Genomic DNA, 23,733 nt, shown 5'->3' on the forward strand with positions numbered 1-23,733 from the left:
GGTTGCGTGGGGGAGGGGATAATCTCGGACGCCCCCGAAACGACTGGAGGGGCGCTGCCGCGATCGGCAACGCCCCGTTGGTTTTACGCGTGTTGCGGATCAGGCGAGCGTCAGGCCGACGTCGACGTTGCCGCGGGTCGCATTCGAATAGGGGCAGATCTGATGCGCGGCATCGACCAGCTGCTGCGCCTGATCGCGCTCCAGGCCAGGCAGGTCGACGAGCAGATCGGCGGTGATGCCAAAACCGCCAGCATCCCGCGGGCCGATACCCACGGTCGCGGTCACGGTGGTGGCATCGGGCACCTTCACCTTCAGCTGCTGGCCGGCGGCCTTCAACGCGCCGATGAAGCAGGCCGAATAGCCCGCCGCGAACAGCTGTTCGGGGTTGGTGCCGTCGCCACCTGCGCCGCCCAGTTCCTTGGGCGTCGACAATTTGGCTTCGAAGCGGCCGTCCTCGCTGCGGGCATTGCCTTCACGGCCGCCGGTGGCGGTAGCGCGGGTGGCGTATTTGACATCGACCGACATGATGCATGCTCCTTGATGAATCTATTGTTGCGGCAATATATATCGCGATAATGACTTGTCCAGTGGCGTTCCGCAAGGGAGGAAAAGCGTGTACGACCCGTCGATGACCATGCCGCCGTCCCACCCGCTGTCGCTGGACGAGCAACTCTGCTTCTCGCTGTACGGCGCGTCGATCGCGATGACGCGCGTGTACAAGCCGATGCTCGACCGGATCGGCATCACCTATCCGCAATATCTGGTGCTGCATGCCTTGTGGGAAGAGGACGGGCGGACGATCGGTGCGATCGCCGAACGACTGTCGCTGGAATCGAGCACGATCACGCCACTGGTGAAGCGGCTGGAGGCGAGCGGGCTGGTGCGGCGGGCGCGGGATACGAAGGACGAGCGGCAGGTGCGCGTGGTGTTGACCGAGGCGGGGCAGGGGCTGCGCAGCGAGGCGACCTGCCTGGCGGAGGCGGTGTTCACGAAAACCGGGCTCAGCATCGACGAATTGCGGACGCTGACGCGGAACGTCCGGCGGTTGCAGCGGGCGCTGGCGTCAGAACCAGCCGCGGACGCCGAGCGCGAGTGATATGCCGCCGCTGCCCTCGCCATCCGCGCGGGCATAGCGCGCGGTGGCGCCGTAGCGGCGTTCCCAGTTGATCCCGACATAGGGCGCGAATTCGCGGGCGATTTCGTAGCGGAGGCGTAAGCCCGCCTCGACGCTGGACAGGCCGGCACCGACGCGGGCGTCGGGTTCGTCCTGTGCGGCAAGGTTCACCTCTACGCGGGGTTGCAGGATCGCGCGCTGGGTCAGGCGCTGATCGTACCATGCCGACCCGCGGGCGCGGACGCCCTTGTCGGAGGCGAACAGCATGGCCTCGACGTCGAACCAATAGGGCGCGGGACCCTCTACGCCGATCGCGGCATGCGTGCGACCGCCGTTCGGCCCGAGATCCTGCCGGGCGCCGGCCAACAGGTTAAAATAGGGGCCAATGGCATGGGCGTAGAGTGCCTGCACCTCGGCCTGTTCGATCGATCGACCGAACGTGCCTTCGCCTTCGCTCTTCACCACGACACGGTCGATGTCGCCGCCGAACCAGCCTTCGCCGTCCCAGCGGTAGCCGTCGCCGCCACGGCGGACCTGCGCTTCGGCAAGGTTGAACAGGATTTGCGAGAACCGCATGCCGCCATGTTCGGCGCGCATCGTGCGATCGGCGACAGTCATGACGGCGGGGTCATAGAACCGGTCGGCGGCGCGGGTGGTCGGGGGCGGGGGTGGCGGGGCGCTACCGGCGGGCAAGTCGGTGCCGGTTTTGGTGGAGGTCGCCGCTGGCATAGCGTGCATGCCGGGCATCGCATGCATCGGCATGTCTTGCGGCATCGCCGGCATCGCCGCCTCGGGAGCGGCGGTTGACGCAGGCGTGCAATGGCCCATTGCCGCATGTTCAGGCGGACAGGTTGGATCAGTCGCGATGGGCGCCGCCGGCGTGGACATCACGTGATCCGAACCGGCGTGCGAATGGCTTTGCGGCCGTATCGGCGAGCGAGCCGGGGGTTTAGGCTTTGTCTTGGGCTTCGGTTTGGCCTTTGCGGCGGGCTTCGGCGCGGCGGGCATCGTCATGCCGGGCATGCTCATGCCGTCCATATGGTGCATCTGCGCCATTGCCGGCGCGGGGAGCAGCGCGAGGATCGCCAGCGTCGCCCTCATGCCGCATCTTCCGCGCGCACCGTGACCACCTGCATCATCCCGGCGTGCATGTGATAGAGCAGGTGGCAGTGGAACGCCCAATCGCCGATCGCGTCCGCGGTCAGATCGAAGGTGACGGTGCCGCCGGGGGCGACGTTGACGGTGTGCTTGCGGGGCGCGTGGTCGCCATGACCCGTCACCAGTTCGAAGAAATGGCCGTGCAGATGGATCGGATGCGCCATCATCGTGTCGTTGACGAGCGTCACCCGCACGCGCTCGCCGGCGCGGAAGGGGATGGGCGCGGTGACGGCGTTCAGCTTCACCCCGTCGAACGCCCACATATAGCGTTCCATGTTGCCGGTGAGGTGGATGGTGAGCCGGCGCGACGGCGCGCGAACGTCCGGATTGCGATCCAATGCAACGAGATCGCGGTAGACGAGCACCCGGTGGCCGACGTCGACCAGGCCCTGCGGCGGTTCGCCGGTGCGGTCCATCGGCATGGGGGCGATCGTCTGCACGGCGGGAGTCTTGGGCAGACCGGGCGTGTTCGCGAAGTCGCGCATGCTGTGGTGCATCGGCTCGGCAGGGCCTGCGGGTTTGCAATGGCCCATGGCGGCATGTTCGGGTGGGCAGGCGGCGGGCGCGGCGGCGTGGTCCATGCCGCTCATACCGGCCATGCCATCCATGTGGCTCATGTCGCCCATGCCCATGTCCGCCATGGTGGCGAGCGGACGCGAACGGAGCGCGGGCACCGGCGCGACCATGCCGACCTTCGGTGCGAGTGTGGCACGCGCCATGCCGGAGCGGTCCCACGCTTCCGCCACGAGCGTATAGGCCTGCGCCTCCGGCTCCACGATCACGTCATAGGTTTCGGCGACGGCGATCTGGAATTCGTCGACCGTCACGGGCCGGACGTTCAGGCCATCGGCCTGCACGATCGTCAGCGTCAGGCCCGGAATCCGCACGTTGAAGTTCGTCATCGCCGAGGCGTTGACGATGCGCAGCCGCACCCGCTCGCCGGCCGCGAATAGCGCGGTCCAATTGTCGGACGGGCCATGGCCGTTGATCAGATAGGTGTAGGTGCTGCCAGTCACGTCGGACACGTCGGTCGGGTCCATCCGCATCGCGCCCCAGGCGAGACGGTCCTTGAGTGGCTGGTCCTTGCCCGCGAGCAGGCCGGCGAGCGTCTGCTTCTGGTAATTGAAGTATCCGCCCTGCAGCTTCAGCCGGCGGAAGATGGCGTGCGGGTGCAGTGGGCTGTGGTCGGACAGGACGATGACATGTTCGCGGTCGCTCGCGATCGGGTCGGGGCCGGCGGGATCGATGACGATCGGGCCGTAATGCCCCATCTGCTCCTGCAGGCCGGAATGGCTGTGATACCAATAGGTGCCCGCCTGGCGGATCGGGAAGCGGTAGGTGAAGCGGCTGCGCGCCGGAATGCCGGGGAAGCTGATACCGGGCACGCCATCCATTTGGAACGGCAGCAGCAGGCCGTGCCAGTGGATCGAGGTCTCCTCGTCCAGATCGTTGACGACGGTGAGCGTCGCGTCCTGTCCTTCGCGGAAGCGCAACAGCGGTGCCGGCACCGAGCCATTGATGCCGATCGCATGGGACGGTTTGCCGTCGATCGTCATCATCTGATGCGCGACGTGGAGCGTGACGTCCGGGCCGGTGAGCGTCGGCAGCGGTGCGGCGATACCGGCGGACACGGGCTGCGCCCAGGCGGGGAGCCACGGCACGGCGGCGGCGAGCGGGGCAGCCTGCAACAGATGGCGGCGCGTCAGGGGCAAGCGGGCATCCTTTGGCGGAACGGCCGCCGATATAGCGTCAGGGCCGCCGGTCCGACAGGGTGGCCATGATCGCGCGGCGCCGGTCGGGCGTCATCTGACCCCAGGCGACGATCTCGTCGATCGTGCGGGCGCAGCCGCGGCACAGGCCGTCCGGCTCGATCACGCAGACGCCGACGCACGGCGTGTCGATCGCGACCGGGGGCGTCCGCTCGATCACCATGCGCCGCCCCCGGAGGCGCTCAGGGCGCGATCGTGGCGTGGAGGAAGTCCGGGATCGGGCCGTTCCAGCCCTCGTCCGGCCCTTCATCGCGATTGGGGTCGCGATCGGCGTAGCGATCGTCGCGGCGGGGACGACGGCGGTCGTCGTTGCGCGGCTGCGGCGCAGCTGCGCCGGCGGGGCGGCGATCGTCGCGGGCCGTGCGTTCCTCGCGAGCCGGGCGAGCGGGCGCCGGGGCCTGTCCGACGGGGGCACTGTCGTTGGCCTTGCGACCGCCGCGATCGCGGCGGGGACGGCGGGGTTCCTCGGCGGCCGGCACTTCGGCGTCGGGGGTGTCGCCGAGGTCGAGGCGTTCGATCGTCTGGCCGGTCAGCTTTTCGATATTCTGGATGTTCTCGGCATCCTCGCTGGTGATCAGCGTGTAGGCGACGCCGGTCGCGCCGCCGCGGCCGGTACGGCCGATGCGGTGGACGTAATCGTCGGGATGCCAGGGTGCGTCGAAATTGAAGACGTGGCTGACGCCCTTGATGTCCAGGCCGCGGGCCGCGACGTCGGACGCCACCAGGATGTTGATCTTGCCCGACTTGAACAGGTCAAGTTCGGCGAGCCGCTGCGGCTGTTCCATGTCGCCATGGATTTCGCCCGACTGGAAGCCGTGCTTCTTCAGGCTCTTGTTGAGCTCGCGCACCGTCGTCTTGCGGTTGGCGAAGATGATCGCGGTGCGCACCTCGTCCTGACGCAGCAGGCGGCGCAGCGCCTCGCGCTTCTTGAACGCGTTGGTCGCCGTCGGGACGAGATATTGCTTGATGTTGAGGTTGGTTGAGGCAGGCCTCGACACCTCAATCGTCTTGGGATTGTCGAGGAACTTGTCCGCGAGCTTCTTGATCGGCGGCGGCATCGTCGCCGAGAAGAGCAGCGTCTGACGCTGCTTGGGCAGCTTGGTGCAGATTTCTTCGATGTCCGGGATGAACCCCATGTCGAGCATGCGGTCCGCCTCGTCGATGACGAGCATCGAGCAGCCGGTGAGCAGGATGTTGCCGCGGCCGAACAGGTCCATCAGGCGGCCCGGCGTCGCGATCAGCACGTCGACGCCCTTTTCCAGCGCCTTGATCTGGTCGCCCATCGACACGCCGCCGATCAACAGGGCCATCGAGAGCTTGTGGCCGGCGCCGTACTTCTCGAAATTCTCGGCGACCTGCGCGGCGAGTTCGCGCGTCGGTTCGAGGATGAGGCTGCGCGGCATGCGGGCGCGGCTGCGGCCATGCGCCAGAATGTCGATCATCGGCAGCACGAAGGCGGCGGTCTTGCCGGTGCCGGTCTGCGCGATGCCGATCAGGTCGCGCATCATGAGGACGCTGGGGATCGCCTGCGCCTGGATCGGCGTGGGTTCGCTATAGCCCGCGTCGGTGACCGCGGTCAGGAGTTCGGGGGAGAGGCCGAGATCGGCGAAGCTCATGCCAAAAGGCTCATGCAAGGGTCCGGAAATAGACGCACACGGGTGCGGCACGCCGAGCGTCGCGCTTGCCGATCTGGGCGCGAAAGTCAAGGAAAGCGTGGGTGGGGCGCTATGACGGTGCCTGTGTAGCCTGCCTGGCGATGCGGGCCCGGCGTCCCCGTATCTTGAGGGGGACGGCGACGAGGACGAACAGCATCAGGCCTACGAAAAGCCAGAGCGGACCGGTCAAACCTTGCAGCCAGGCGATCAGGATCGCGCAGGGGACGGCGATCACCGGCGTGATCTTCGTCAGCCACCACAGCATCGCGCCCCAACCGGGCCGATCGCGGACGCCTTTGCCGACGCTGAGGAGGATGATCGTCGCCACGAGCTTCGCGCCCAAGGCGAGCACGACGATCCAGCTCAGCGTTGCGATCAGGGGCGAGGGGCCGAAGAGCATGGGGCCATCATGCGGCGGCGCTTGCGAGGTGACAAGCGGGGCGATTCGGGGGCGAAAGTCAACGACGGCGTGGGTGGCGCCTAGGGATTGCTGGCTTCTTCGGCGCGGAAAGAGAGCATCGAATGTCGGAACGCGTTCAACGACTCGCTAAGGCATTTGACCGTTGGCGGGGGCGCATCCTGCGGGACGGCTTCGTCCGCTTTGAGCACGAAGGTGGCGTAGGGAAGTCCGGGCGCGTTCCGGTGAAATTCGCTCCGTATCGCTCCGCATGCTTTTGCCATCTGCTGACTGGTGCGTGCGGTGAGCAGCGGCTTGTCAGTCCTGTCGGTGGCGCACCCTGAGGCCATGACGATCAGCGCAAGCGTCGGGCCAAGTCTGCTTGTCGTCACGTGCGATCTCCAAATGGCGGGTCAGTCCGAATCGGACGATGCCACGTGCGGGTGGAGACTCGCAACGGCGCGGAAGTGGACGAAGTGGACGGTACGTTATGTCTGGAACGCCTTCCTCCCCGATGACGCGGTTCAGGTGGGGGTTCGCCGTGTCAAAGAGCGCGCTGACGATAGGCATAATCGGGGCGTGTAGGACAGGGGAAAATGGTGGGGGCGTTTCCCTCCACTTTTGCTCGTCATTCCCGCGTAGGCGGGAATCCAGACGCGCTACCGTTGCGGCTCTCGGGGAGAGGTTAGAGGTTATGGATCCCCGCCTTCGCGGGAATGACGGGGGAAGTGCCCCCCGCTCGGTCAGCGGGCGACGAGGGTCTTGAAGCGGGCGATGCCGCAGCTGGCGCCGGAGCGCATGCGCAGGACGTCGCGGTCGGCGCAGACCTTTCCGTCGGCCTTGGGGCGCAGGTAGAAGCCGTTGTAGAAATCCATCGGGCCGCAATCGTCGTCGAGGTGCGCGCGCAGGCGCTTGCCGCCGGCCATCACCAGGTCGACCGCGTCGGGGGCGGAGACCAGCGCACCGCCGATGTCGGCGACGGCGATGCATTTGGGGCCCTTCTTTTCCTTCCACTGCATCGGCTGCGGCACGGACAGGCGCGGCGCGGCGGCGGGGCTGCGCGCCGGGCCCATGCGCGGCACGCGGATGATGATGCGTTCATGGACGGTCATCTGCGCGAACTGGACGCCGTTCAGCCGGTCGGGCGACTCGCTGGCGGAGACCAGCACGGGCGCGGTGCCGGCCAGGAGCATGGGTGCGATCAGCGAGGCGGAAAACGCAGGGGTCGGCATGTTCGGTGTCGGCTCCTAGCGGCAATCGTTGAACGGAGGATGAATTTCCCGTCATCGGCGGTGAAGGCGGGCATGACCCCACATGGTTGAGCGGCGCGGCGTCCGGGGGTAGCGGACGCGTATGACTGCCGCCCAATCCGCGCTGCTTGCCGATCTCGCCCCGATACTGGGGCCGAGGGGTATCGTGACCGATCCCGCCGACATCGCGCCGTGGACGGTCGACTGGCGGCAGCGGTTTCGCGGTACCGCGCCGGCGTTGCTGGCGCCGGCCTCGACCGCCGAGGTCGCTGCGGTCGTCGCCGCCGCCGCGCGGCATCGCGTGCCGCTGGTGCCGCAGGGGGGCAACAGTTCGATGGTCGGCGGGGCGACGCCGCCCGCCGACGGATCGGCGCTGATCCTGTCGCTGCGGCGGATGAACCGGATGCGGAGCGTCGATGCGGCGGCGGGGCTTGCCGTCGCCGAGGCGGGGGTGATCCTGTCCGACCTGCACGATGCGGCGCTTGGGCAGGGGCGGCGGTTTCCGCTGACGCTCGGGGCGAAGGGCAATGCGACGGTCGGCGGGCTGGTGTCGACCAATGCGGGCGGCACGCAGGTGCTGCGCTTCGGATCGATGCGCGGGCTGGTGGCGGGCGTCGAGGCGGTGCTGGCGGATGGCAGCGTGCATGATGGCCTCGCAGCGCTGAAGAAGGACAATCGCGGTTACGACCTGACGCAATTGCTGGTCGGGGCGGAGGGGACGCTGGGAATCGTCACCGCGGCGACGCTGCGGCTGGTGCCGCTGCCCGCGACGCGCACGACGGCCTGGGCGGCGACGGGCGATCCGCAGGCGGCGCTGGCTCTGCTGCGCCGGTTCCAGGCGGCGACCGAGGCGCTGGAGAGTTTCGAGATCCTGCCCGCCGAATCGCTCGCCGCGGTGCTGGCGCATGTGCCGGGCGCGCGGGCGCCGGTGGCGGGGGCGCATCGCTGGCATCTGCTGATCGAGCAGACCGACCCGCGCGGCGGGGCGCTAACCGAGGCGGTGCTGGCCGACGCGCTGGCGAACGGGCGGATCCAGGACGCAACGATCGCGGCAAGCGACGCCCAGGCGGCGGATTTCTGGCGCATCCGCGAATCGATCTCCGATTCGGAGCGCGCGCTGGGGCCGGCGTCGCAGCACGACATTTCCGTGCCGGTCGAGGGCATGCCGCGCTTCATGATCGAGGCGGCGGCGGCGTGCGAGGCGCGCTTTCCCGGCACGCACGCCAGCGGCTTCGGCCATCTGGGCGACGGCAACATTCACTTCCACGTGCGCGCCGCGCCCGGCACCGATCCGGCGCGCTGGTATGCCGAGGACGTGCCGGTGGTGACCCGCTTCGTCGACGATCTGGTGATCGCGGCGGGGGGATCGATCGCGGCCGAACATGGCATCGGCCAGATGAAGCTGCACGAGCTGGAGCGGCTGTCGTCCCCGGCGCGGCTGGCGGCGCTGCGCGGCGTGAAGGCGGGGCTGGACCCGCTCGGCATCCTGAACCCCGGCAAGCTTGTGACGCTTGCGCCGAGGCAGCCGGATCAATAGAGCAACGCGCCAGCGTGCGGCCCACAAGCATTGCGGGTCCGCAAACTATCCACGACGGAGAGAGTTCCCATGGCCAGCGCGCCGCTTCCCCTGTTCTACAACGGCCTGGAGCCGCTCTCGAGCGAGACGCACGCCACCTGGCGCGTCCGCCAGCTGGATGCCGCCCCCTTCCTGGTCGGCCAGCACGCCATTCCGATCACCACCGACGAATTCCCGCTGGTGCAGCGCTTCATGCCGATCGTCTTCTCGATCGGTGACGATGCCATCCCGCTGGCGCTGATGGGCCTGAACGAGGGCGTCAACGTGTTCGTCGGCGACGACGGCAAGCTGACCGAGAACAATCTGTACGTTCCCGCCTATGTCCGTCGCTATCCGTACATGCTGGCGCGCCTGCGCCCGGACAGCGAAGAGCTGTCGCTGTGCTTCGACCCGACGTCGGAAGCGATCGGCGCGTTCGACGAGGGCGATGCGCTGTTCGAAAACGGCCAGCCGAGCCAGGTGACGAAGTCGATCCTCGATTTCTCCGAACAGTTCGAACAGGCCGGCGCGCGCACGCAGGCGTTCATGAACGAGCTGCGCGAGCTCGATCTGCTGATGGAAGGCGAGGTCACGATCCAGCCGGAGCAGGAGCAGCCGCCGTTCGTCTATCGCGGCTTCCAGATGGTGAACGAGGAAAAGCTGGCTGCGCTGCGCGGTGACCAGCTGCGCAAGATGAGCCAGTCGGGCATGCTGCCGCTGCTGTACGCGCACCTGTTCTCGCTGTCGCTGATGCGCGAGATCTTCGGGCGCCAGGCGCAGCAGGGCAAGATGCCGCAGCCGCAGTTCGCGCCGGTCGGTTAACGACTCGGGCCGTTCCGCCAGTCGGAACCGCCATCATCCAGACGGGCGGGTGTCGCATCGGGCGACGCCCGCCCGTTTGCGTTGGGGCCGCCCGCTTGACCCGGTCGCCGATCCGGCGGACTGTCGTTCCGACCTCGAAAGGACATGACGGATGACAGGCTGGGCTCGCGACGCACGCTATTCGACCGTGGCGATCGCGTTTCACTGGACGATCGCGGTGCTGATCATCGTCAACCTGATCATCGGCATCGGGCATGACGGGATTCCGGCGCTGCGGGCGCTGATGGGCGCACATAAGGCGATCGGCATCACCGTGCTGGTGCTGACGCTGGCGCGCGTGGCGTGGCGGATCGTGCATCGGCCCCCGCCATTGCCCGCGCATATGCCCGGCTGGGAAAAGGGGCTGGCGCATGCGACGCACTGGTCGCTGTACCTGCTGATGCTCGCGCTGCCGCTGACCGGCTGGCTGATGGTGAGCGCGCCGCCGACCACCGGACCGGCGCGGCCGCTGACGTGGTTTGGCCTGTTCGACATTCCGCGCCTGCCGGCGAGCGCGGGCGCCGCCGATCTGGGGCATGACGCGCATGGTGTGCTCGGCTGGGTCATGGTGGCGCTGATCGTGCTGCACGTCGCCGGGGCGCTGCGCCACCATCTGATCCTGCGGGATAATGTACTGGCGCGGATGGCGCCGATGATGCGCCGTTGAGACGAACGTTCATGATGGTGCGGTGAAAAAAACGTCACGAAGTGTTGCGGGGGTTGAACCAAATCGCGCCTCGCCTATTTTGTGACTTGTACGGCGCTCGTGTCCCCCCTTTCGCGAGACCGTATGGCACACCTTCGGGTGTGTCTCCTCCCTGAACCTTGGCCACTCCGTGCTTTTAGCACGGGGTGGTTTTTTTATATGCCGGCGTCTTACTCGGCGGCGAGGGCGAAGGGGGACGTGCCGCAGAGGGCTTCGTCCGCGACCGCGGCGAGCAGGCTGCGCACCAGCGCGACGGTGCGGTCGAAGCCCGGGCCAAGGCCGTCCAGCCGGGAATCGAGGTACAGCGCGCGGTCGATCTCCACCTGCACCGCATGGATGCCGCGCGCCGGGGCGGCGTGGGTCTGCAGGATATGCGCGCCGGCATAGGGCGTGTTGCGCTGCGTCGCGATGCCCATCTGCGCCGCCGCCGCTTCGATCCGCGCGAGGAAGCGCGCGTCGCTGGTCGCGCCGAAGCGATCGCCGAGGACGAGGCGCGCATGCGGGCCGACGGTCGGCATCGAATGGACGTCGATCAGCACCGCGACGCCGAAGCGCGCACGCGCCGCGGCCAGCGTGGCAGCGAGCGTCGCGTGATAGGGGCGGTGATCCTCCGCGATGCGGCGCGCGACGTCGGCGCCGGTAAACCGCCCACGCCACAGGTCGCCCGCACCGCCGGCGCGGCGCGGCACCAGGCCCAGGCCGCTGCGGATCTTCACCGACTGGCCCGATTGCGCCTGCGGGCGGACACCGTCGTCGACGCGCGGGTCGCGCTCATATTCGCTGCGGTTGAGGTCGATCCAGGCACGTGCGCGGCGCTGCACCAGCATCGTCTCGTTCGTCTGCGCGGCGCAGGCGACGGCATCGACGTGACGATCCTCCAGCACCACCAGCGCCGATTCGGGCAGGCGCAGCGCGGCGCGCAGGGCGGGGGGATAGTCGCGGCCCGCATGCGGCACCGAGATGACCACGGGACTGGCCGGCACGGGCGGGTTTTCGAAGCCGGAAGGGCTTTGCGGCGAGGCGAAGGGTGCGCCGTCTGGCACATTGTGCGCTTGTGCGCCGTCGATCCGGTCGAACGAAGCGTCCATCTGTGGCACGCCTTAGCCCATCCGCGCGTTCGGCGCTCTGGAAATCTTCATATCTGCCGGTCCATACAGGATCGACCGCAACGCTAAGGACCCGAAAAGGCGATGATCCGTATCCTGCTGGCCGAAGACGACCAGGTCATGCGCGAATATCTGACGCGGGCGCTGGAACGCGCGGGCTATGCCGTCGCCGCGGTCGACCGCGGCACCGCGGCGATCCCGCTGCTCGAAACCGAGCCGTTCGACCTGCTGCTGACCGATATCGTGATGCCCGAGATGGACGGCATCGAACTCGCCCGCCGCGCCGCCGAGATGGTGCCGGGCCTGCGCGTGATGTTCATCACCGGCTTTGCCGCGGTGACGCTGAAGGCGGGCCGCGAAATGCCCAATGCGCGCGTCCTGTCCAAGCCGTTCCACCTGCGCGACCTGGTCGCCGAGGTGGACCGCGTGTTCGAAATGGGCAGCGCCAGCGGATTAAATTGAGCGCGGCGTGAAATGAGGGCTTGCCAGCCCGAAGCAACCTGCTAATTGGCCCACCTCCGGCGGGCGTGTAGCTCAGTGGTAGAGCACTGTGTTGACATCGCAGGGGTCGCAAGTTCAATCCTTGCCACGCCCACCATCGAAAACCCCGCTAGGCCAACGGCTTAGCGGGGTTTTTGGTTTTCGGGCCTTTGCGCGCGGTCCGGCGACCGTTGCTATCCTCCATCGATTACTCCGCTTGGCGCAGCGTGCGGCGCAGGGCGTCGTGCCAGCCGGCGACGAGTGTGGCGCGGTGATCGGCGGGCATGGCGGGTTCGAAACAGGCGTCGCGGGCCCAGAGGCGTTCGAGTTCGGGCAAGCCCGACCAGATGCCGGTGGCGAGGCCGGCGTGGAAGGCGGCGCCGCGCGCGGTGGTTTCGAGATCGGCGGGGCGTTCGATCGGCACGTCGAGCAGATCGGCAAGGAAGCGGCACAGCCAGTCGTTCGCGGCCATGCCTCCGTCGACGCGGACGCTGGCCGGATGACCGCCGCCGTCGGCGATCATCGCCTGGACGAGATCGAGCGTCTGGTAGCCGACCGCCTCCAGCGCCGCGCGGGCGAGATGCGCCTGCGTCGCGCCCAGCGTCAGGCCGAAGATCGCGGCGCGCGCCTCCGCATCCCAATGCGGCGCGCCGAGGCCGACGAAGGCTGGGACCATGTAGACCCCGTGATTGTCCGGCACGCGTGTCGCCATGTCGTCGGTATCGCGGGCGTGGGTGATCACGCCGATGCCGTCGCGCAGCCATTTGATCGCCGCGCCCGCGACGAAGATCGAGCCTTCGAGCGCAAAGGTGGTCTGTCCGTCCAGCCGATAGGCGGGGGTGGTGAGCAGGCGCTGTTGCGAGCGGATCGCCTCCGCTCCCGTATTGAGCAGCATGAAGCAGCCGGTGCCATAGGTGGACTTCGTCATGCCGCGGGTGAAGCAGGCCTGGCCGAACAACGCGGCCTGCTGGTCGCCTGCGATCCCCGCGATCGGGATGGGCGCGCCGAACAGCTCGGCCGCGGTGGTGCCGAAGACATGGGCATTGTCATGGACCTGCGGCAGGATCGCCATCGGTACGCGGAGCAGGCGGCATAACTCCGGGTCCCAGTCGCCGGTGCGGATGTTCCAGAGCAGCGTGCGGGCGGCGTTGGTGACGTCGGTTGCGTGCGTCGTGCCGCCGGTAAGGCGCCAGAGCAGGAAGCTGTCGATCGTGCCGAAGGCGAGTTCGCCGCGGTCGGCACGCGCGCGAGCGCCGGGGACGGAATCGAGGATCCAGGCGATCTTGGTCGCGGAGAAATAGGGATCGAGGAGCAGGCCGGTCGCCTCGCGCACGCTCTCCTCCGCGCCGTCGCGGCGGAGCGCGGCGCAGACATCGGCGGTGCGGCGGTCTTGCCAGACGATGGCGCGGTGGATGGGTTCGCCGGTGGCGCGGTCCCAGACCACGACGGTTTCGCGCTGGTTGGTGATGCCGATGCCGGCGATGTCGCGCACGCCCACGCCGCTGGTCGCGATCGCCTCGCGCGCGGTCGACAGGACGTCGCGCCAGATATCCTCCGGATCGTGCTCGACCCAGCCGGGCTGCGGATAATGTTGCGCGAATTCGGTCTGGGCGACCGCGACGCGGCGCGCCTGCGCATCGAACAGGATCGCGCGGGTCGAGGTGGTGCCCTGATCGATCGCGAGAATATGGTTGGCCATGAGGGTCCTCTCCCGTCCGACCCTCAGTGTCGCGGGCCGGCGGGCGGCGTCAATGGCGTGGGCCGATTTTCGGATCGCACCGCGGCGGTTGGGCGTTAGGATCGGTGGACGGAGGGCGCGCGTGGCAGAGACGGATTACGACCTGCTGATCGTCGGGGGCGGCATCAACGGCGCTGGCATCGCGCGCGATGCGGCCGGGCGGGGCCTTTCCGTTTTGCTGGTCGAGGCGGACGATCTGGCCGGGCACACATCGTCGGCGTCGACCAAGCTGATTCACGGCGGCCTGCGCTATCTGGAATATGGCGAATTCCGGCTGGTGCGCGAGGCGCTGATCGAGCGCGAGCGACTGTGGGGCATGGCGCCGCACATCATCTGGCCGCTGCGCTTCGTGCTGCCACAGACGCATTCGCCGCGGGCGGCGTGGATGGTGCGGCTGGGGCTGTTCCTCTACGACCATCTGGGCGGGCGCAAACGGCTGCCGGCGACCGAGACGGTGGGGCTGGCGACGACGCCCTATGGCGCAGGGTTGCGCGATACGGCGGGCAAGGCGTTCGTCTATTCGGATTGCTGGGTCGAGGACAGCCGGCTGGTCGTGCTGAACGCACGCGATGCGGCGGATCGCGGGGCGACGATCGCGACGCGGACGCGGCTGGTGCAGGCACGGCGCGAAGGCGAGCGCTGGATTGCGACGATCGCCGATGCCGCGGGCGAGCGCACGGTGTCGGCGCGCGTGCTGGTCAACGCGGCGGGGCCGTGGGTGGACGACGTACTGGCTCGCGTTGCGGGCGGACATGCCAAGAACGCCGTGCGGCTGGTGAAGGGCAGCCATATCGTCGTGCCGCGCCTGTATGCCGGCGATCATGCCTTCATGCTGCAGAACCCCGACCGGCGGATCGTCTTCGCCATTCCCTATGAAGGTGACTTCACGCTGATCGGGACGACCGACCAGCCCTGGGAAGGGGCGCCGGCGAAAGCTGAGATCGATGCGGGCGAGACCGCCTATCTGCTCGACACCGCCAACCGCTATTTCGCCCGCGGACTGCGCGAAGACGATATCGTGTGGAGCTATGCCGGGATCCGGCCGCTGCACGACGACCATGCCGGCAATGCCTCTGCGGTGACGCGAGATTATGTGCTCGACCTCGACGCGGCGCCGGGGCAGGCGGCGATGCTGAGTATCTTCGGTGGCAAGATCACGACGTATCGCAAGCTTGCCGAACATGCGCTGGCGGAGCTGGGCGCGGTGCTGCCGGATATGGCGGGGGCGTGGACGGCGGGGGCGGTACTGCCGGGTGGCGACCTGCCCGGCGGGGATTTCGAGGCGTTCGTGGCGGCGCTGGTGCGGGCGCGGCGAGGTCTGCCGGCGACGCTGCTGCGGCGGCTGGCGCGCGCCTATGGCACCAGGGTGGCGGCGGTGCTCGGCGAGGCGCAGGGGATGCGCGACCTGGGCGAGGATTTCGGCGGCGGGCTGACCGCGCGGGAAGTCGACTATCTGGTCGCGCAGGAATGGGCGCGAACGGCGGAAGACGTGCTGTTCCGGCGCAGCAAGCTCGGGCTGCATGTGCCGGAGAGTACCGCGGCGCGGGTGGCGGCGTATCTGCGAGAGATCGGCGCATAGCCAGGCACGATCGGCGGCGCACCGTCGGTATGGCGAGCGACGCGCGGCAATGTACGGTGGCCCGATCCGTCATTGCGTCGCCACGGTTCGCAATGACGGATCGGCCGAAGGCGGTCGGAGGGTCGAGAGCCGCGCCGCTCAGCGCACGCGGGTGATGATATTCTCGATCCGCTCCTGCTGGCCCGAGCGGGGGCGGGGGTTGAGGTTCTGGCTGACAGCGAGGTCGGCGATGGTGGCGAGGTCGCTGCCGGCGATCTGCTCGCCCAAGGCGCCGGTCCAGCCCTTGTACCGCTCCGCCTTGATCGCATCGAGGCGGCCGTCCGCAATCAGCGCGGCGGCGTTGAGCAGGCCCTTCGCCACGACGTCGATCCCGCCGACGTGACCATGGAACAGGTCGGCGGCGTCGATCGACTGGCGGCGGACCTTGGCGTCGAAGTTGAAGCCGCCCGTCGTGAAGCCGCCCGCGCGCAGGATTTCGAGCATCGCGAGCGTCATTTCCTCGACCGAGTTGGGGAATTGATCGGTATCCCAGCCGTTCTGCGGATCGCCGCGGTTGGCGTCGATCGAGCCGAAGATGCCGAGCGCGCCTGCCGTCGCGATCTCATGTTCGAACGTGTGGCCCGAGAGTGTGGCATGGTTCGCCTCGATATTGACGCGGACCTCGTCCTCCAGCCCGTAGCGCTTGAGGAAGCCGTACACCGTTGCCGTGTCGAAGTCGTACTGGTGCTTGGTCGGTTCGTGCGGCTTTGGTTCGATCAGGATCGTGCCGGTAAAGCCGATCTTGTGCTTGTGATCGACGACGAGGCTGAGGAAGCGGCCGAGATTGTCGAGTTCGCGCTTCATGTCGGTGTTGTGGAGCGTCTCGTATCCCTCGCGACCGCCCCACAGAACGTAGTTCGCGCCGCCGAGGCGGTGCGTCGCCTCGAGCGCGTCGCGCACCTGCATCGCGCCCCAGGCGAACACTTCCGGATCCGGGTTGGTGGCGCCGCCGGCGGCGTAGCGCGGATGGCTGAACAGGTTGGCGGTGCCCCACAGGAGCTTGCGGCCGGAGGCGGCCTGGAGCTGTTCGAGGTGATCGACGGCGTCCGCGAAATACGCGCGGTGTTCGGCGACGGTCGTGGCATCGGCCATCACGTCGACGTCGTGGAAGCAATAGTATGGCACATCGAGCTTGCCGAAGAAGTCGAAGGCGACCGAGCGCTTGTGCGCCGCCGCGGCGGCATCGTTGGCGCCGCGGTGCCAGGGGCGATCGAAAGTGCCGCCGCCGAAGACGTCGCTGCCCGGCCAGCAGAAGGTGTGCCAGAAGCAGGCGGCGAAGCGGAGGTGTTCCTCCATCGTCTTGCCGAGGACGACGCGGGTCTTGTCGTAATAGCGATAGGCGAGTTCGGTATCGCTGTCCGGCCCTTCGTAGCGGATCGTCGGAATGTCGGCGAAGTAATCGGCCATGTCAGAGGCTCCTGATGCGGGAATATGCGTCGCGGAAGGCGGCGTATTTGGGGGCGAGGCGGTCGCGCAGGGCCGCCTGGGGTTCGATGACGTGCGCGGTGCGGGGCGCGACGCAGACGTCGGCGGGGGTGCCGCCGTCGACCGCAAGCTGCGCGAGGCGGGCGGCGCCGAGCGCGGGGCCGACCTCGCCACCGTCGAGATAGACGAGGCGCGCGTCGAGCGCCGCGGCGAGCGTTTCGCCCCAGTATCGCGAGCGGGCGCCGCCGCCGATGACGGAGAGCTGCTCGATCGTCGTGCCCGCCTCGCGCAGCACGCGCACGCCATCGGCGAGCGCGAAGGCGACGCCTTCGAGCACGGCTTGCGCCAGGCGTTCGGGACCGGTGTCGTGGTCGAGGCGCAGGAAGGCGCCGCGGACCCGTGCGTCGTTGTGCGGCGTACGCTCACCCGAAAGATAGGGGAGGAAGAGTTCGGGGCCCGTGGCGGGGCCGGCGTGTTCGGCGCGGGCGAACAGATCGGCGGCGCCGCTCGCTCCGGTGAGCTTCGCCACCCAGTCGATACAGGCGGCGGCGGAGAGGTGGACCGCCATCTGATGCCACATGGCGGGTACGCAATGGCAGAAGGCGTGGACCGCGCCGGCGACATTGGGGCGGAAGTCCTGCGTCGCGACGAAGATGACGCCCGACGTGCCGAGCGAGAGCAGGGCGTCGCCGTCACGCACCGCGCCGACGCCGGCGGCCCCCGCGGCATTGTCGCCGCCGCCGCCTGCGACCGGGACCGGCGCCATGCCCCACAGGTCGGCGACCGCGGGAAGCAGCGTGCCGGCGGTGTCGCTGCCTTCGACGAGGCGCGGCATCTGGTCGGTCGTCAGGCCGGTGGCGGCGAGCAGCGTCTCGCTCCAGCGGCGGCCGGCGACGTCGAGCCACAGCGTGCCGGCGGCGTCGGACATGTCCGAGGCTTTCTCGCCGGTCATCAGCAGGCGGACATAATCCTTGGGGAGCAGCACGGTCCTGATCGCCGCGAACGTCTCCGGCTCGTGGTGGCGGACCCAGGCCAGCTTGGGCGCGGTGAAGCCGGGCATGACGAGGTTGCCGCCACGTTCGCGGAAGGCGGGCGTCGCGGCGTCGAGCGCCTCGCATTCGGCAAAGGAGCGGCCGTCGTTCCACAGGATGGCAGGGCGAAGCGGCCGGTCGTCTGCGCCGAGCAGCGTCGCGCCGTGCATCTGGCCGGCCAGGCCGATGCCGCGCACCGATCGCCGTACCGCGGGATCGATGGCGAGGACCGCGGCACAGGTCGCCTGCCACCAGGCGACGGGGTCCTGTTGCGACCACAGGGGCTGCGGGCGCTGGACGGTGAGCGGGGCCGTGCCTTGCGCGACGAGCGCGCCGGACGAGTCCACGACGACCGCCTTGACGCCCGACGTGCCGATATCGATGCCGAGGAACATGCCCTCAGTCCTTGAACGGATCGATGGTCTGGATGCTGCCGTCCGGGTTGAAGTGCAGCTGCGTCACCTTGGCGGAGCGCAGGTGGTTTTTCCCCGACGCTTGCGTGTCGTGGTAGAACAGCCACCACTTGCCCTGAAATTCCACGATCGAATGGTGCGTGGTCCAGCCCTGTACGGGCTTCAGGATATGCCCCGCATAGCGGAACGGGCCGTAGGGCGAGGTGCCGGTGGCGTAGTTCAGATAATGCGTGTCGCCGGTCGAATAGGTGAAATAATAGGTGCCGCCTCGCTTGAACATCCAGGCGGCCTCGAAGAAGCGGCGCTCGTGATCGCTGCCGAGCACGGGCTTGCCCCGTTCGTCGAGGAGGACGACCGGGCGGGGCGCTTCGGCGAACTGCTTCATGTCCGCACGCATCCTGGCGACGCGCGGGGCGATGGCGGGCTGAGCATCCTGACGCAGGTCGGTGTCACCGGCCTTCGGATCGTAGCGATTGCCCTGCCAGCGCTGGAGCTGGCCACCCCAGATGCCGCCGAAATACATGTAGCTGGCGCCGTCGCTATCGGTGAAGACGGCGGGGTCGATCGAGAAGCTGCCGCGGATCGGCTGCGGATCGGCGGTGAACGGGCCGGTCGGCGACTTTGACGTGGCGACGCCGATGCGGAACACGCCGGCTTTGTCGCGCGCGGGGAAGTACAGGTAATAGGTGCCGTTCTTAAAGGCCGCGTCGGGTGCCCAGGTCTGTTTCGAGGCCCAGGGGATCTGCTTCACGTCGAGGCCGACGGGGTGGACGGTAACCGGGCCGCCGATCCGGTCCATGCTGAGCACGCGATAATCGTGCATCGCATATTGGTTGCCGAGATCGTCGTCGGCGATGCCGGCGTCGACGTCGTGGCTGGGATAGACATAGAGCCTGCCGTTGAAGACGTGCGCGGACGGATCGGCGAAGTAGAGGTCCTTCACCAAAGGTTGCGCGAGGTAGCGCTTGCCGTCGGGGCTGCGCGGTTCGGCGCTTTGCGCGAGGGCGAGGCCGCTCGACAACAAGGCAGCGAGCGCGAGCAGGCGGGTGCTGCGGGCGGGCATCGATATCGTCCTTCCTAAGATCGGCCTTCTGGCGAGGCCTGCAACGTCTGGATAGCGCTACCATACGAAGGTCACGGGTTCGCCGCAAGGGGTGGCCGTCAGCGAATTCGGTGATTGGGTGCGGGAATCGATGGCGACGGCGCGACAGGGGATGGCGCGCTCAAGGGCAGGATATGGGCGATCTGTGCCGTGTTTTGCATAAGGATGCGGCGCTGCGACGGCGGCGACGGGGGCGAACTGCCAGCGTCGCCAATGCGTGCGGACGGGGCGACAGAAGACCAATTGGGGACAGCGGTACGGTAACGGTCGCAACGTGGCGCTTGCCGTGGACGCGCTTTTGCGTCCATGTCGGTGGGGCTGTTTCTCCTGGGACCCGATCTGCCCGCATGGCTTCCACACCCCCTCCCTCGCGACCCTCCCGCCGATCGGGTTCGGCGCCGACGATCAGCGATGTCGCCAAGCTCGCCGGCGTGTCGCCGATGACCGTCAGCCGCGTCATCAATGCCGAAACCAACGTTCGGCCCGCGACGCGCGACGCGGTGAACGTGGCGATCCAAACGCTGAACTACGCGCCCAATCGCGCGGCGCGCAGCCTGGCGGGGGCAGGGCAGCTGCGGATTGGGCTGCTGTACAACAACCCGTCGGGCGGCTTCCTGTCCGAAATGCTGCTCGGCAGCCTGGACCAGGCGAGCCGTAACGACGTGCAGATCGTGATCGAGAAATGCGAGATCGGCGACGATCACGAGCTGGCGGTCGCACGGCACATGATCAAGGGCGGGATCGACGGCATCGTGCTGCCGCCGCCCTTATGCGAATCGCCTGCGCTGCTCGACCTGCTGGGCCAGGCGGGCGTGCCGATGGTCGGGCTGGCGACGGGGCGCGCGGGCGAGGGCGGTCTGGCGATCGGGATCGATGATCGCGCCGCGGCGGTGACGATGACGCGGCACCTGATGGATCTGGGCCATCGGCGGATCGGCTTCATCGGCGGCGACCCCAATCTGTCGGCGAGCGGTGAGCGGCTGGCGGGTTATCGCGCCGCGCTGGAAGGGGCGGGGATCGGGATCGAGGACGGACTGGTCGTCGATGGCCTGTATACCTATCGATCTGGGCTGGATGCGGCGGAGCAGCTGCTCGACCTCGCCGAACCGCCGACGGCAATCTTCTCGTCGAACGACGACATGGCGGCGGCGACCGTGGCGGTGGCTCACCGGCGCGGGCTGGACGTTCCGGGCGACCTGACCGTCTGCGGCTTCGACGACACGGTGCTGTCGACCGCGATCTGGCCCGAGCTGACGACGATCCGCCAGCCGATCGCCGATATGGCGCGCGGCGCGATCGAGGGGCTGGTCGCGCTGCTGCGTCGCCAGCGCGGGGGCGACGATGCCGCGCCTGAGGGGTCGACGCGGCTGCTCGACTATACGCTGATCCGCCGCCAGTCGGATGCGCCGCCGCGGCGCCGCCCGCGGGTGATCGAGGGATAGGTCTGCCGCCGCGCCCTGCGCAGGACGGCACCCGGTCACGCCAAACGGCTTGACCGCCTGGAATGGCGTGATAGCGATATCACATTGCACACGGCCGGCGCACGACCGGCATGAGGAGAGCGATGTGACGGACAGGCGGGGGGCGGGGCATGCCCCGGGGAATCTGGGTGCCGAGCAAGGCGTCAATCACGGCTTCATCGCCGGCATCGTCGCGGTGGCGACGATCGGCGGCTTCATGTTCGGCTATGATTCGGGCGTCATCAACGGGACGCAAAAGGGGCTGGAGGCGGCGTTTTCGCTCGGCCATCTAGGCATCGGCGTCAACGTCGGTGCGATCCTGGTCGGATCGGCGATCGGTGCGTTCGGCGCCGGGCGACTGGCCGATGCGATCGGGCGGCGGCGGGTGATGATGCTGGCCGCGCTGCTGTTTCTGGTGAGCGCGCTGCTCGCCGGGGCGGCGAGCGGCTCGATCGTGTTCATCCTGGCGCGGATCATCGGCGGCCTGGGCGTCGGGGCGGCGAGCGTAATCTCGCCCGTCTACATTTCCGAAGTGACGCCGGCCGCGATCCGCGGGCGGCTGTCGAGCGTGCAGCAGGTGATGATCATCACCGGCCTGACCGGGGCGTTCGTCGCGAATTTCGTGCTGGCCCGTTATGCCGGCGGCTCGACCGCACCGTTCTGGCTCGACTTTCCGGCGTGGCGCTGGATGTTCTGGCTGCAGGCGATTCCGGCGGCGATCTATCTGGCGGCGCTGACCGTCATTCCGGAAAGCCCGCGCTTCCTCGTCGCCAAGGGTCGAGATGGTGAGGCGAAGGCCGTGCTGACGCGCCTGTTCGGCGCGGGCGAGGCGGAGCGCAAGGTGGTCGAGATCCGCAATTCGCTGGCCGCCGATCACCACAAGCCGAAACTGTCCGACCTGATCGACAAGACGACGGGCAAAATCCGCCCGATCCTGTGGGCGGGCATCGGGCTGGCGGTGTTCCAGCAGTTCGTCGGCATCAACGTCGTCTTCTATTACGGCGCCGTGCTGTGGGAGGCGGTGGGCTTCACCGAGGACAATGCGCTGCAGATCAACATCCTGTCCGGTGTGCTGTCGATCGCGGCGTGCCTGTTCACGATCGCGACGGTCGACCGGATCGGGCGCAAGCCGCTGCTGCTGGTCGGATCGGCGGGCATGGCGGTGACGCTGGCGACGGTGGCCTGGGCGTTTTCCACCGCCGTCACCGATGCGGCGGGCGCGGTGAGCCTGCCCGGACATAACGGCCTGGTCGCGTTGGTCGCGGCCAATCTGTACGTCATCTTCTTCAACGCGTCGTGGGGCCCGGTGATGTGGGTGATGCTGGGCGAGATGTTCCCCAACCAGATCCGCGGATCGGGCCTTGCCGTGTCGGGCTTTGCGCAGTGGATCGCCAATGCGGCGATCTCGGTCAGCTTCCCGGCGCTCGCCGTGTCGCCGGGGCTGGCGGTCACCTACACCGGCTATGCGCTGTTTGCGGCGATCTCGTTCGTGTTCGTGCAGAAGCTGGTCCACGAAACGCGCGGGCGCGAACTCGAGGACATGCAGGGATGAGAGCGACCGGGCGCTGGCGTTACAGCGCCCAGTCGAGTTGCATCCACAGCTTCTGCGTGTCGGTGAATAGCCGGTCGGCGCGATAATCGGCGTAGCGCAGGCTGGCGGTCGTCTTGCCGAGCTTGGCGCTGGCGAGCAGGTTGAGTTCGTCGCCGTAGCGGCGCGACAGGCGGTCGCTGTCGAACCGGTGGTAGACGGCGGTCAGCGACACCGCCTTCAGCGAGCCGATCTGTTTCCAGCCCCAGCCGGCGCTCGCATAGGCGTCGCGAATGCCGTCGGCGGGGGTGGTGGTGAGCTTGTCGGCCCAGCCCTGGAATTTGAAGATCGCGGACAACGGCGTCTGGAAGCTGGCGTATGCGGCGCCTGCGCTCGCGCCACGGCCCGCGCCGAGCACCTCATAGCCCCCGCCGACCTTCGGACCGTTCAGGTCGAGCGACAGGTCGGCGAGCCAGTAATCCGCGGCATAGCGATTGGGGTTGCGGTGATAGTCGGACTGGCGCGCATAGCTGAACTGATAGGCGAGCTTGGCGGCGCCGAGCGACTGCGCGCCGGCCAGGCGGCCGCCATAGGTCTGGCTGGACAGGCGGTAGCCCTGCACCGCCGCTTCATCCTCATCGATCAGATAGGCAAAGCCCGTGACCTTGCCGATCGGTGAATCCCAGCCGAGGTTGGCGAGGACGGTGTTGCCGCCGATCGCCGTCGGCCGCGCGCCGCGCCCCTCGATGCCGTTCACCGTGCGGACCGACCAGATATAGCTGACGTCGGCCTTCAGTCCCGTCACGGGCGCGAACTCGGTGCGCACGGCGTCGAAGGTCTGGCCGTTGTTGCGGAATGCGGCGGCGCCGACGAAGCGTTCGTCGTCGAGCTGGATCACCTGTCGCCCCGCGGTGATCGCGAGGCCCGGCGCGGCATAGCGCACTTGCGCGCGATAGATGGCGACGCTGTCGGGATCGGCGATCAGTGGGCGTAGCGTGGCGGGGCCATGCAGGCCGTCGAAATAGTCGGGCAGGATGGCGAGATTCCCCTGTGCCTGGACGAGGCCGGAGAAGCGGCCGATCGCGGCCTGCACGCCGGTGCGCAGCCGCACGGTCACCGCATCGCTATCCTGCGGCAGGCCATCCTGTTCGACATGTTCGTACCGCAACCGCGCCTCGGCAAGCGGCGTCACCGTCTGCGCCGCGGCAGGCAGCGCCGGCAGGACGGTGGCGAGGGCGAGAAGGGGGGCTGTGAGGCGCATCGATCGGGTCCGTACGGCATCGGTGTCGCGCGGAAATGCGCTGTCCATTTTCGACCTAATAAGTGCGGAATGGTTAACAGTCTGATGACGTTGCGCTTCGGGGACG

The 23,733-nt window shown here is 68.3% G+C and carries 22 protein-coding genes and 1 tRNA gene; 9 read left to right on the forward strand and 14 right to left on the reverse strand.

From position 1 onward, the window contains the following. Positions 1-99 precede the first annotated feature (99 nt). On the reverse strand, positions 100-525 hold the full coding sequence (locus tag ACGVWT_RS03960) for an organic hydroperoxide resistance protein (protein ID WP_017979755.1): 426 nt from the start codon (positions 523-525) through the stop codon (positions 100-102). A 109-nt stretch (positions 526-634) separates the two neighbouring features. On the opposite strand from ACGVWT_RS03960, the gene ACGVWT_RS03965 reads away from it, so the two are divergent. Continuing rightward, positions 635-1,096 carry a MarR family transcriptional regulator gene (locus tag ACGVWT_RS03965; RefSeq protein WP_315461662.1) on the forward strand — a complete coding sequence of 154 codons (462 nt, stop codon included), beginning with the start codon at positions 635-637 and terminating at the stop codon, positions 1,094-1,096. Here the strand turns inward: ACGVWT_RS03965 and ACGVWT_RS03970 are convergent. The 7 genes from ACGVWT_RS03970 to ACGVWT_RS04000 all read right to left on the reverse strand — a co-directional run bounded on the left by ACGVWT_RS03970 (position 1,064) and on the right by ACGVWT_RS04000 (position 7,325). Further along, on the reverse strand, positions 1,064-2,215 hold the full coding sequence (locus ACGVWT_RS03970) for a copper resistance protein B (RefSeq protein ID WP_315461599.1): 1,152 nt from the start codon (positions 2,213-2,215) through the stop codon (positions 1,064-1,066). The genes ACGVWT_RS03965 and ACGVWT_RS03970 overlap by 33 nt on opposite strands. After that, positions 2,212-3,984 carry a copper resistance system multicopper oxidase gene (locus ACGVWT_RS03975; RefSeq protein ID WP_315461598.1) on the reverse strand — a complete coding sequence of 591 codons (1,773 nt, stop codon included), beginning with the start codon at positions 3,982-3,984 and terminating at the stop codon, positions 2,212-2,214. Before ACGVWT_RS03975 ends, ACGVWT_RS03970 begins: the two co-directional genes overlap by 4 nt. 37 nt (positions 3,985-4,021) lie before the next feature. Beyond that, positions 4,022-4,204 carry a DUF1289 domain-containing protein gene (locus tag ACGVWT_RS03980; protein ID WP_315461597.1) on the reverse strand — a complete coding sequence of 61 codons (183 nt, stop codon included), beginning with the start codon at positions 4,202-4,204 and terminating at the stop codon, positions 4,022-4,024. Positions 4,205-4,223: 19 nt separating this feature from the next. Then, positions 4,224-5,657, reverse strand: coding sequence for a DEAD/DEAH box helicase (locus tag ACGVWT_RS03985; RefSeq protein WP_315461596.1), 1,434 nt, complete (start codon positions 5,655-5,657; stop codon positions 4,224-4,226). Positions 5,658-5,766: 109 nt separating this feature from the next. Next, entirely contained in the window at positions 5,767-6,096 is a 330-nt protein-coding gene (locus ACGVWT_RS03990) for a hypothetical protein (protein ID WP_315461595.1), read from the reverse strand. Positions 6,097-6,176: 80 nt separating this feature from the next. Further along, positions 6,177-6,485 (reverse strand): hypothetical protein, encoded by a 309-nt coding sequence (locus ACGVWT_RS03995; protein WP_315461594.1) that lies wholly within the window; start codon positions 6,483-6,485, stop codon positions 6,177-6,179. 351 nt (positions 6,486-6,836) lie between these two features. Continuing rightward, complete coding sequence (locus ACGVWT_RS04000) at positions 6,837-7,325, reverse strand: hypothetical protein (protein ID WP_315461593.1); 489 nt, start codon at positions 7,323-7,325, stop codon at positions 6,837-6,839. Between the two features lie 121 nt (positions 7,326-7,446). On the opposite strand from ACGVWT_RS04000, the gene ACGVWT_RS04005 reads away from it, so the two are divergent. From ACGVWT_RS04005 to ACGVWT_RS04015, 3 genes are all read left to right on the forward strand, one after another. Beyond that, positions 7,447-8,880, forward strand: a complete 1,434-nt coding sequence (locus ACGVWT_RS04005) for an FAD-binding oxidoreductase (protein ID WP_315461592.1) — start codon at positions 7,447-7,449, stop codon at positions 8,878-8,880. Between the two features lie 69 nt (positions 8,881-8,949). Then, a complete protein-coding gene (locus tag ACGVWT_RS04010) occupies positions 8,950-9,720 on the forward strand; it encodes a SapC family protein (RefSeq protein ID WP_017979745.1) in 771 nt (256 codons plus the stop codon). A gap of 151 nt (positions 9,721-9,871) precedes the next feature. Continuing rightward, a complete protein-coding gene (locus tag ACGVWT_RS04015) occupies positions 9,872-10,426 on the forward strand; it encodes a cytochrome b (protein ID WP_315461591.1) in 555 nt (184 codons plus the stop codon). Positions 10,427-10,635: 209 nt separating this feature from the next. Here ACGVWT_RS04015 and ACGVWT_RS04020 read toward each other — a convergent pair whose 3' ends face one another. Further along, positions 10,636-11,553: an N-formylglutamate amidohydrolase gene (locus ACGVWT_RS04020; RefSeq protein WP_315461590.1), complete on the reverse strand. Its 918-nt coding sequence runs from the start codon at positions 11,551-11,553 to the stop codon at positions 10,636-10,638. 102 nt (positions 11,554-11,655) lie between these two features. On the opposite strand from ACGVWT_RS04020, the gene cpdR reads away from it, so the two are divergent. Beyond that, positions 11,656-12,033 (forward strand): cell cycle two-component system response regulator CpdR, encoded by a 378-nt coding sequence (cpdR, locus tag ACGVWT_RS04025; protein ID WP_017979742.1) that lies wholly within the window; start codon positions 11,656-11,658, stop codon positions 12,031-12,033. A gap of 61 nt (positions 12,034-12,094) precedes the next feature. Further along, positions 12,095-12,169 (forward strand) — tRNA-Val (locus ACGVWT_RS04030). 90 nt (positions 12,170-12,259) lie between these two features. Here the strand turns inward: ACGVWT_RS04030 and glpK are convergent. Next, positions 12,260-13,750 carry a glycerol kinase GlpK gene (gene glpK / locus ACGVWT_RS04035; protein WP_315461589.1) on the reverse strand — a complete coding sequence of 497 codons (1,491 nt, stop codon included), beginning with the start codon at positions 13,748-13,750 and terminating at the stop codon, positions 12,260-12,262. Positions 13,751-13,871: 121 nt separating this feature from the next. Here glpK and ACGVWT_RS04040 point away from each other — a divergent pair, with 121 nt between their 5' ends. Next, positions 13,872-15,368 carry a glycerol-3-phosphate dehydrogenase gene (locus tag ACGVWT_RS04040; protein ID WP_315461588.1) on the forward strand — a complete coding sequence of 499 codons (1,497 nt, stop codon included), beginning with the start codon at positions 13,872-13,874 and terminating at the stop codon, positions 15,366-15,368. 138 nt (positions 15,369-15,506) lie between these two features. On the opposite strand, the gene xylA is transcribed toward ACGVWT_RS04040, so the two are convergent. From xylA to ACGVWT_RS04055, 3 genes are read right to left on the reverse strand one after another with little or no spacing between them, the layout of a single operon-like run. Then, positions 15,507-16,814 carry a xylose isomerase gene (gene xylA, locus ACGVWT_RS04045; protein ID WP_315461587.1) on the reverse strand — a complete coding sequence of 436 codons (1,308 nt, stop codon included), beginning with the start codon at positions 16,812-16,814 and terminating at the stop codon, positions 15,507-15,509. A 1-nt stretch (position 16,815) separates the two neighbouring features. Further along, positions 16,816-18,258, reverse strand: a complete 1,443-nt coding sequence (gene xylB, locus ACGVWT_RS04050; RefSeq protein WP_315461586.1) for a xylulokinase — start codon at positions 18,256-18,258, stop codon at positions 16,816-16,818. A 4-nt stretch (positions 18,259-18,262) separates the two neighbouring features. Continuing rightward, complete coding sequence (locus ACGVWT_RS04055) at positions 18,263-19,339, reverse strand: glycoside hydrolase family 43 protein (RefSeq protein WP_315461585.1); 1,077 nt, start codon at positions 19,337-19,339, stop codon at positions 18,263-18,265. Positions 19,340-19,725: 386 nt separating this feature from the next. Between ACGVWT_RS04055 and ACGVWT_RS04060 the strand changes: the two genes are divergently transcribed. Together ACGVWT_RS04060 and ACGVWT_RS04065 are read left to right on the forward strand one after the other, a co-directional pair. Then, positions 19,726-20,820: a LacI family DNA-binding transcriptional regulator gene (locus ACGVWT_RS04060; RefSeq protein WP_315461584.1), complete on the forward strand. Its 1,095-nt coding sequence runs from the start codon at positions 19,726-19,728 to the stop codon at positions 20,818-20,820. Positions 20,821-20,944: 124 nt separating this feature from the next. Further along, a complete protein-coding gene (locus ACGVWT_RS04065) occupies positions 20,945-22,390 on the forward strand; it encodes a sugar porter family MFS transporter (protein ID WP_315461583.1) in 1,446 nt (481 codons plus the stop codon). Positions 22,391-22,409: 19 nt separating this feature from the next. Here the strand turns inward: ACGVWT_RS04065 and ACGVWT_RS04070 are convergent, their stop codons facing one another. Further along, a complete protein-coding gene (locus tag ACGVWT_RS04070; protein ID WP_315461582.1) occupies positions 22,410-23,627 on the reverse strand; it encodes a hypothetical protein in 1,218 nt (405 codons plus the stop codon). Positions 23,628-23,733 lie beyond the last annotated feature (106 nt).

It is taken from the genome of Sphingomonas sp. S6, from assembly GCF_043498045.1.
Lineage (GTDB): Bacteria > Pseudomonadota > Alphaproteobacteria > Sphingomonadales > Sphingomonadaceae > Sphingomonas.

Coding starts and splice junctions, on each gene's coding strand:
- ACGVWT_RS03960 (WP_017979755.1), bottom strand. CDS start 525: ATGTCGGTCGATGTCAAATACGCCACCCGCGCTACCGCCACCGGCGGC.
- ACGVWT_RS03965 (WP_315461662.1), top strand. CDS start 635: ATGCCGCCGTCCCACCCGCTGTCGCTGGACGAGCAACTCTGCTTCTCG.
- ACGVWT_RS03970 (WP_315461599.1), bottom strand. CDS start 2,215: ATGAGGGCGACGCTGGCGATCCTCGCGCTGCTCCCCGCGCCGGCAATG.
- ACGVWT_RS03980 (WP_315461597.1), bottom strand. CDS start 4,204: ATGGTGATCGAGCGGACGCCCCCGGTCGCGATCGACACGCCGTGCGTC.
- ACGVWT_RS03985 (WP_315461596.1), bottom strand. CDS start 5,657: ATGAGCTTCGCCGATCTCGGCCTCTCCCCCGAACTCCTGACCGCGGTC.
- ACGVWT_RS03990 (WP_315461595.1), bottom strand. CDS start 6,096: ATGCTCTTCGGCCCCTCGCCCCTGATCGCAACGCTGAGCTGGATCGTC.
- ACGVWT_RS04000 (WP_315461593.1), bottom strand. CDS start 7,325: ATGCCGACCCCTGCGTTTTCCGCCTCGCTGATCGCACCCATGCTCCTG.
- ACGVWT_RS04005 (WP_315461592.1), top strand. CDS start 7,447: ATGACTGCCGCCCAATCCGCGCTGCTTGCCGATCTCGCCCCGATACTG.
- ACGVWT_RS04010 (WP_017979745.1), top strand. CDS start 8,950: ATGGCCAGCGCGCCGCTTCCCCTGTTCTACAACGGCCTGGAGCCGCTC.
- ACGVWT_RS04015 (WP_315461591.1), top strand. CDS start 9,872: ATGACAGGCTGGGCTCGCGACGCACGCTATTCGACCGTGGCGATCGCG.
- ACGVWT_RS04020 (WP_315461590.1), bottom strand. CDS start 11,553: ATGGACGCTTCGTTCGACCGGATCGACGGCGCACAAGCGCACAATGTG.
- cpdR (WP_017979742.1), top strand. CDS start 11,656: ATGATCCGTATCCTGCTGGCCGAAGACGACCAGGTCATGCGCGAATAT.
- glpK (WP_315461589.1), bottom strand. CDS start 13,750: ATGGCCAACCATATTCTCGCGATCGATCAGGGCACCACCTCGACCCGC.
- xylA (WP_315461587.1), bottom strand. CDS start 16,814: ATGGCCGATTACTTCGCCGACATTCCGACGATCCGCTACGAAGGGCCG.
- xylB (WP_315461586.1), bottom strand. CDS start 18,258: ATGTTCCTCGGCATCGATATCGGCACGTCGGGCGTCAAGGCGGTCGTC.
- ACGVWT_RS04055 (WP_315461585.1), bottom strand. CDS start 19,339: ATGCCCGCCCGCAGCACCCGCCTGCTCGCGCTCGCTGCCTTGTTGTCG.
- ACGVWT_RS04060 (WP_315461584.1), top strand. CDS start 19,726: ATGGCTTCCACACCCCCTCCCTCGCGACCCTCCCGCCGATCGGGTTCG.
- ACGVWT_RS04070 (WP_315461582.1), bottom strand. CDS start 23,627: ATGCGCCTCACAGCCCCCCTTCTCGCCCTCGCCACCGTCCTGCCGGCG.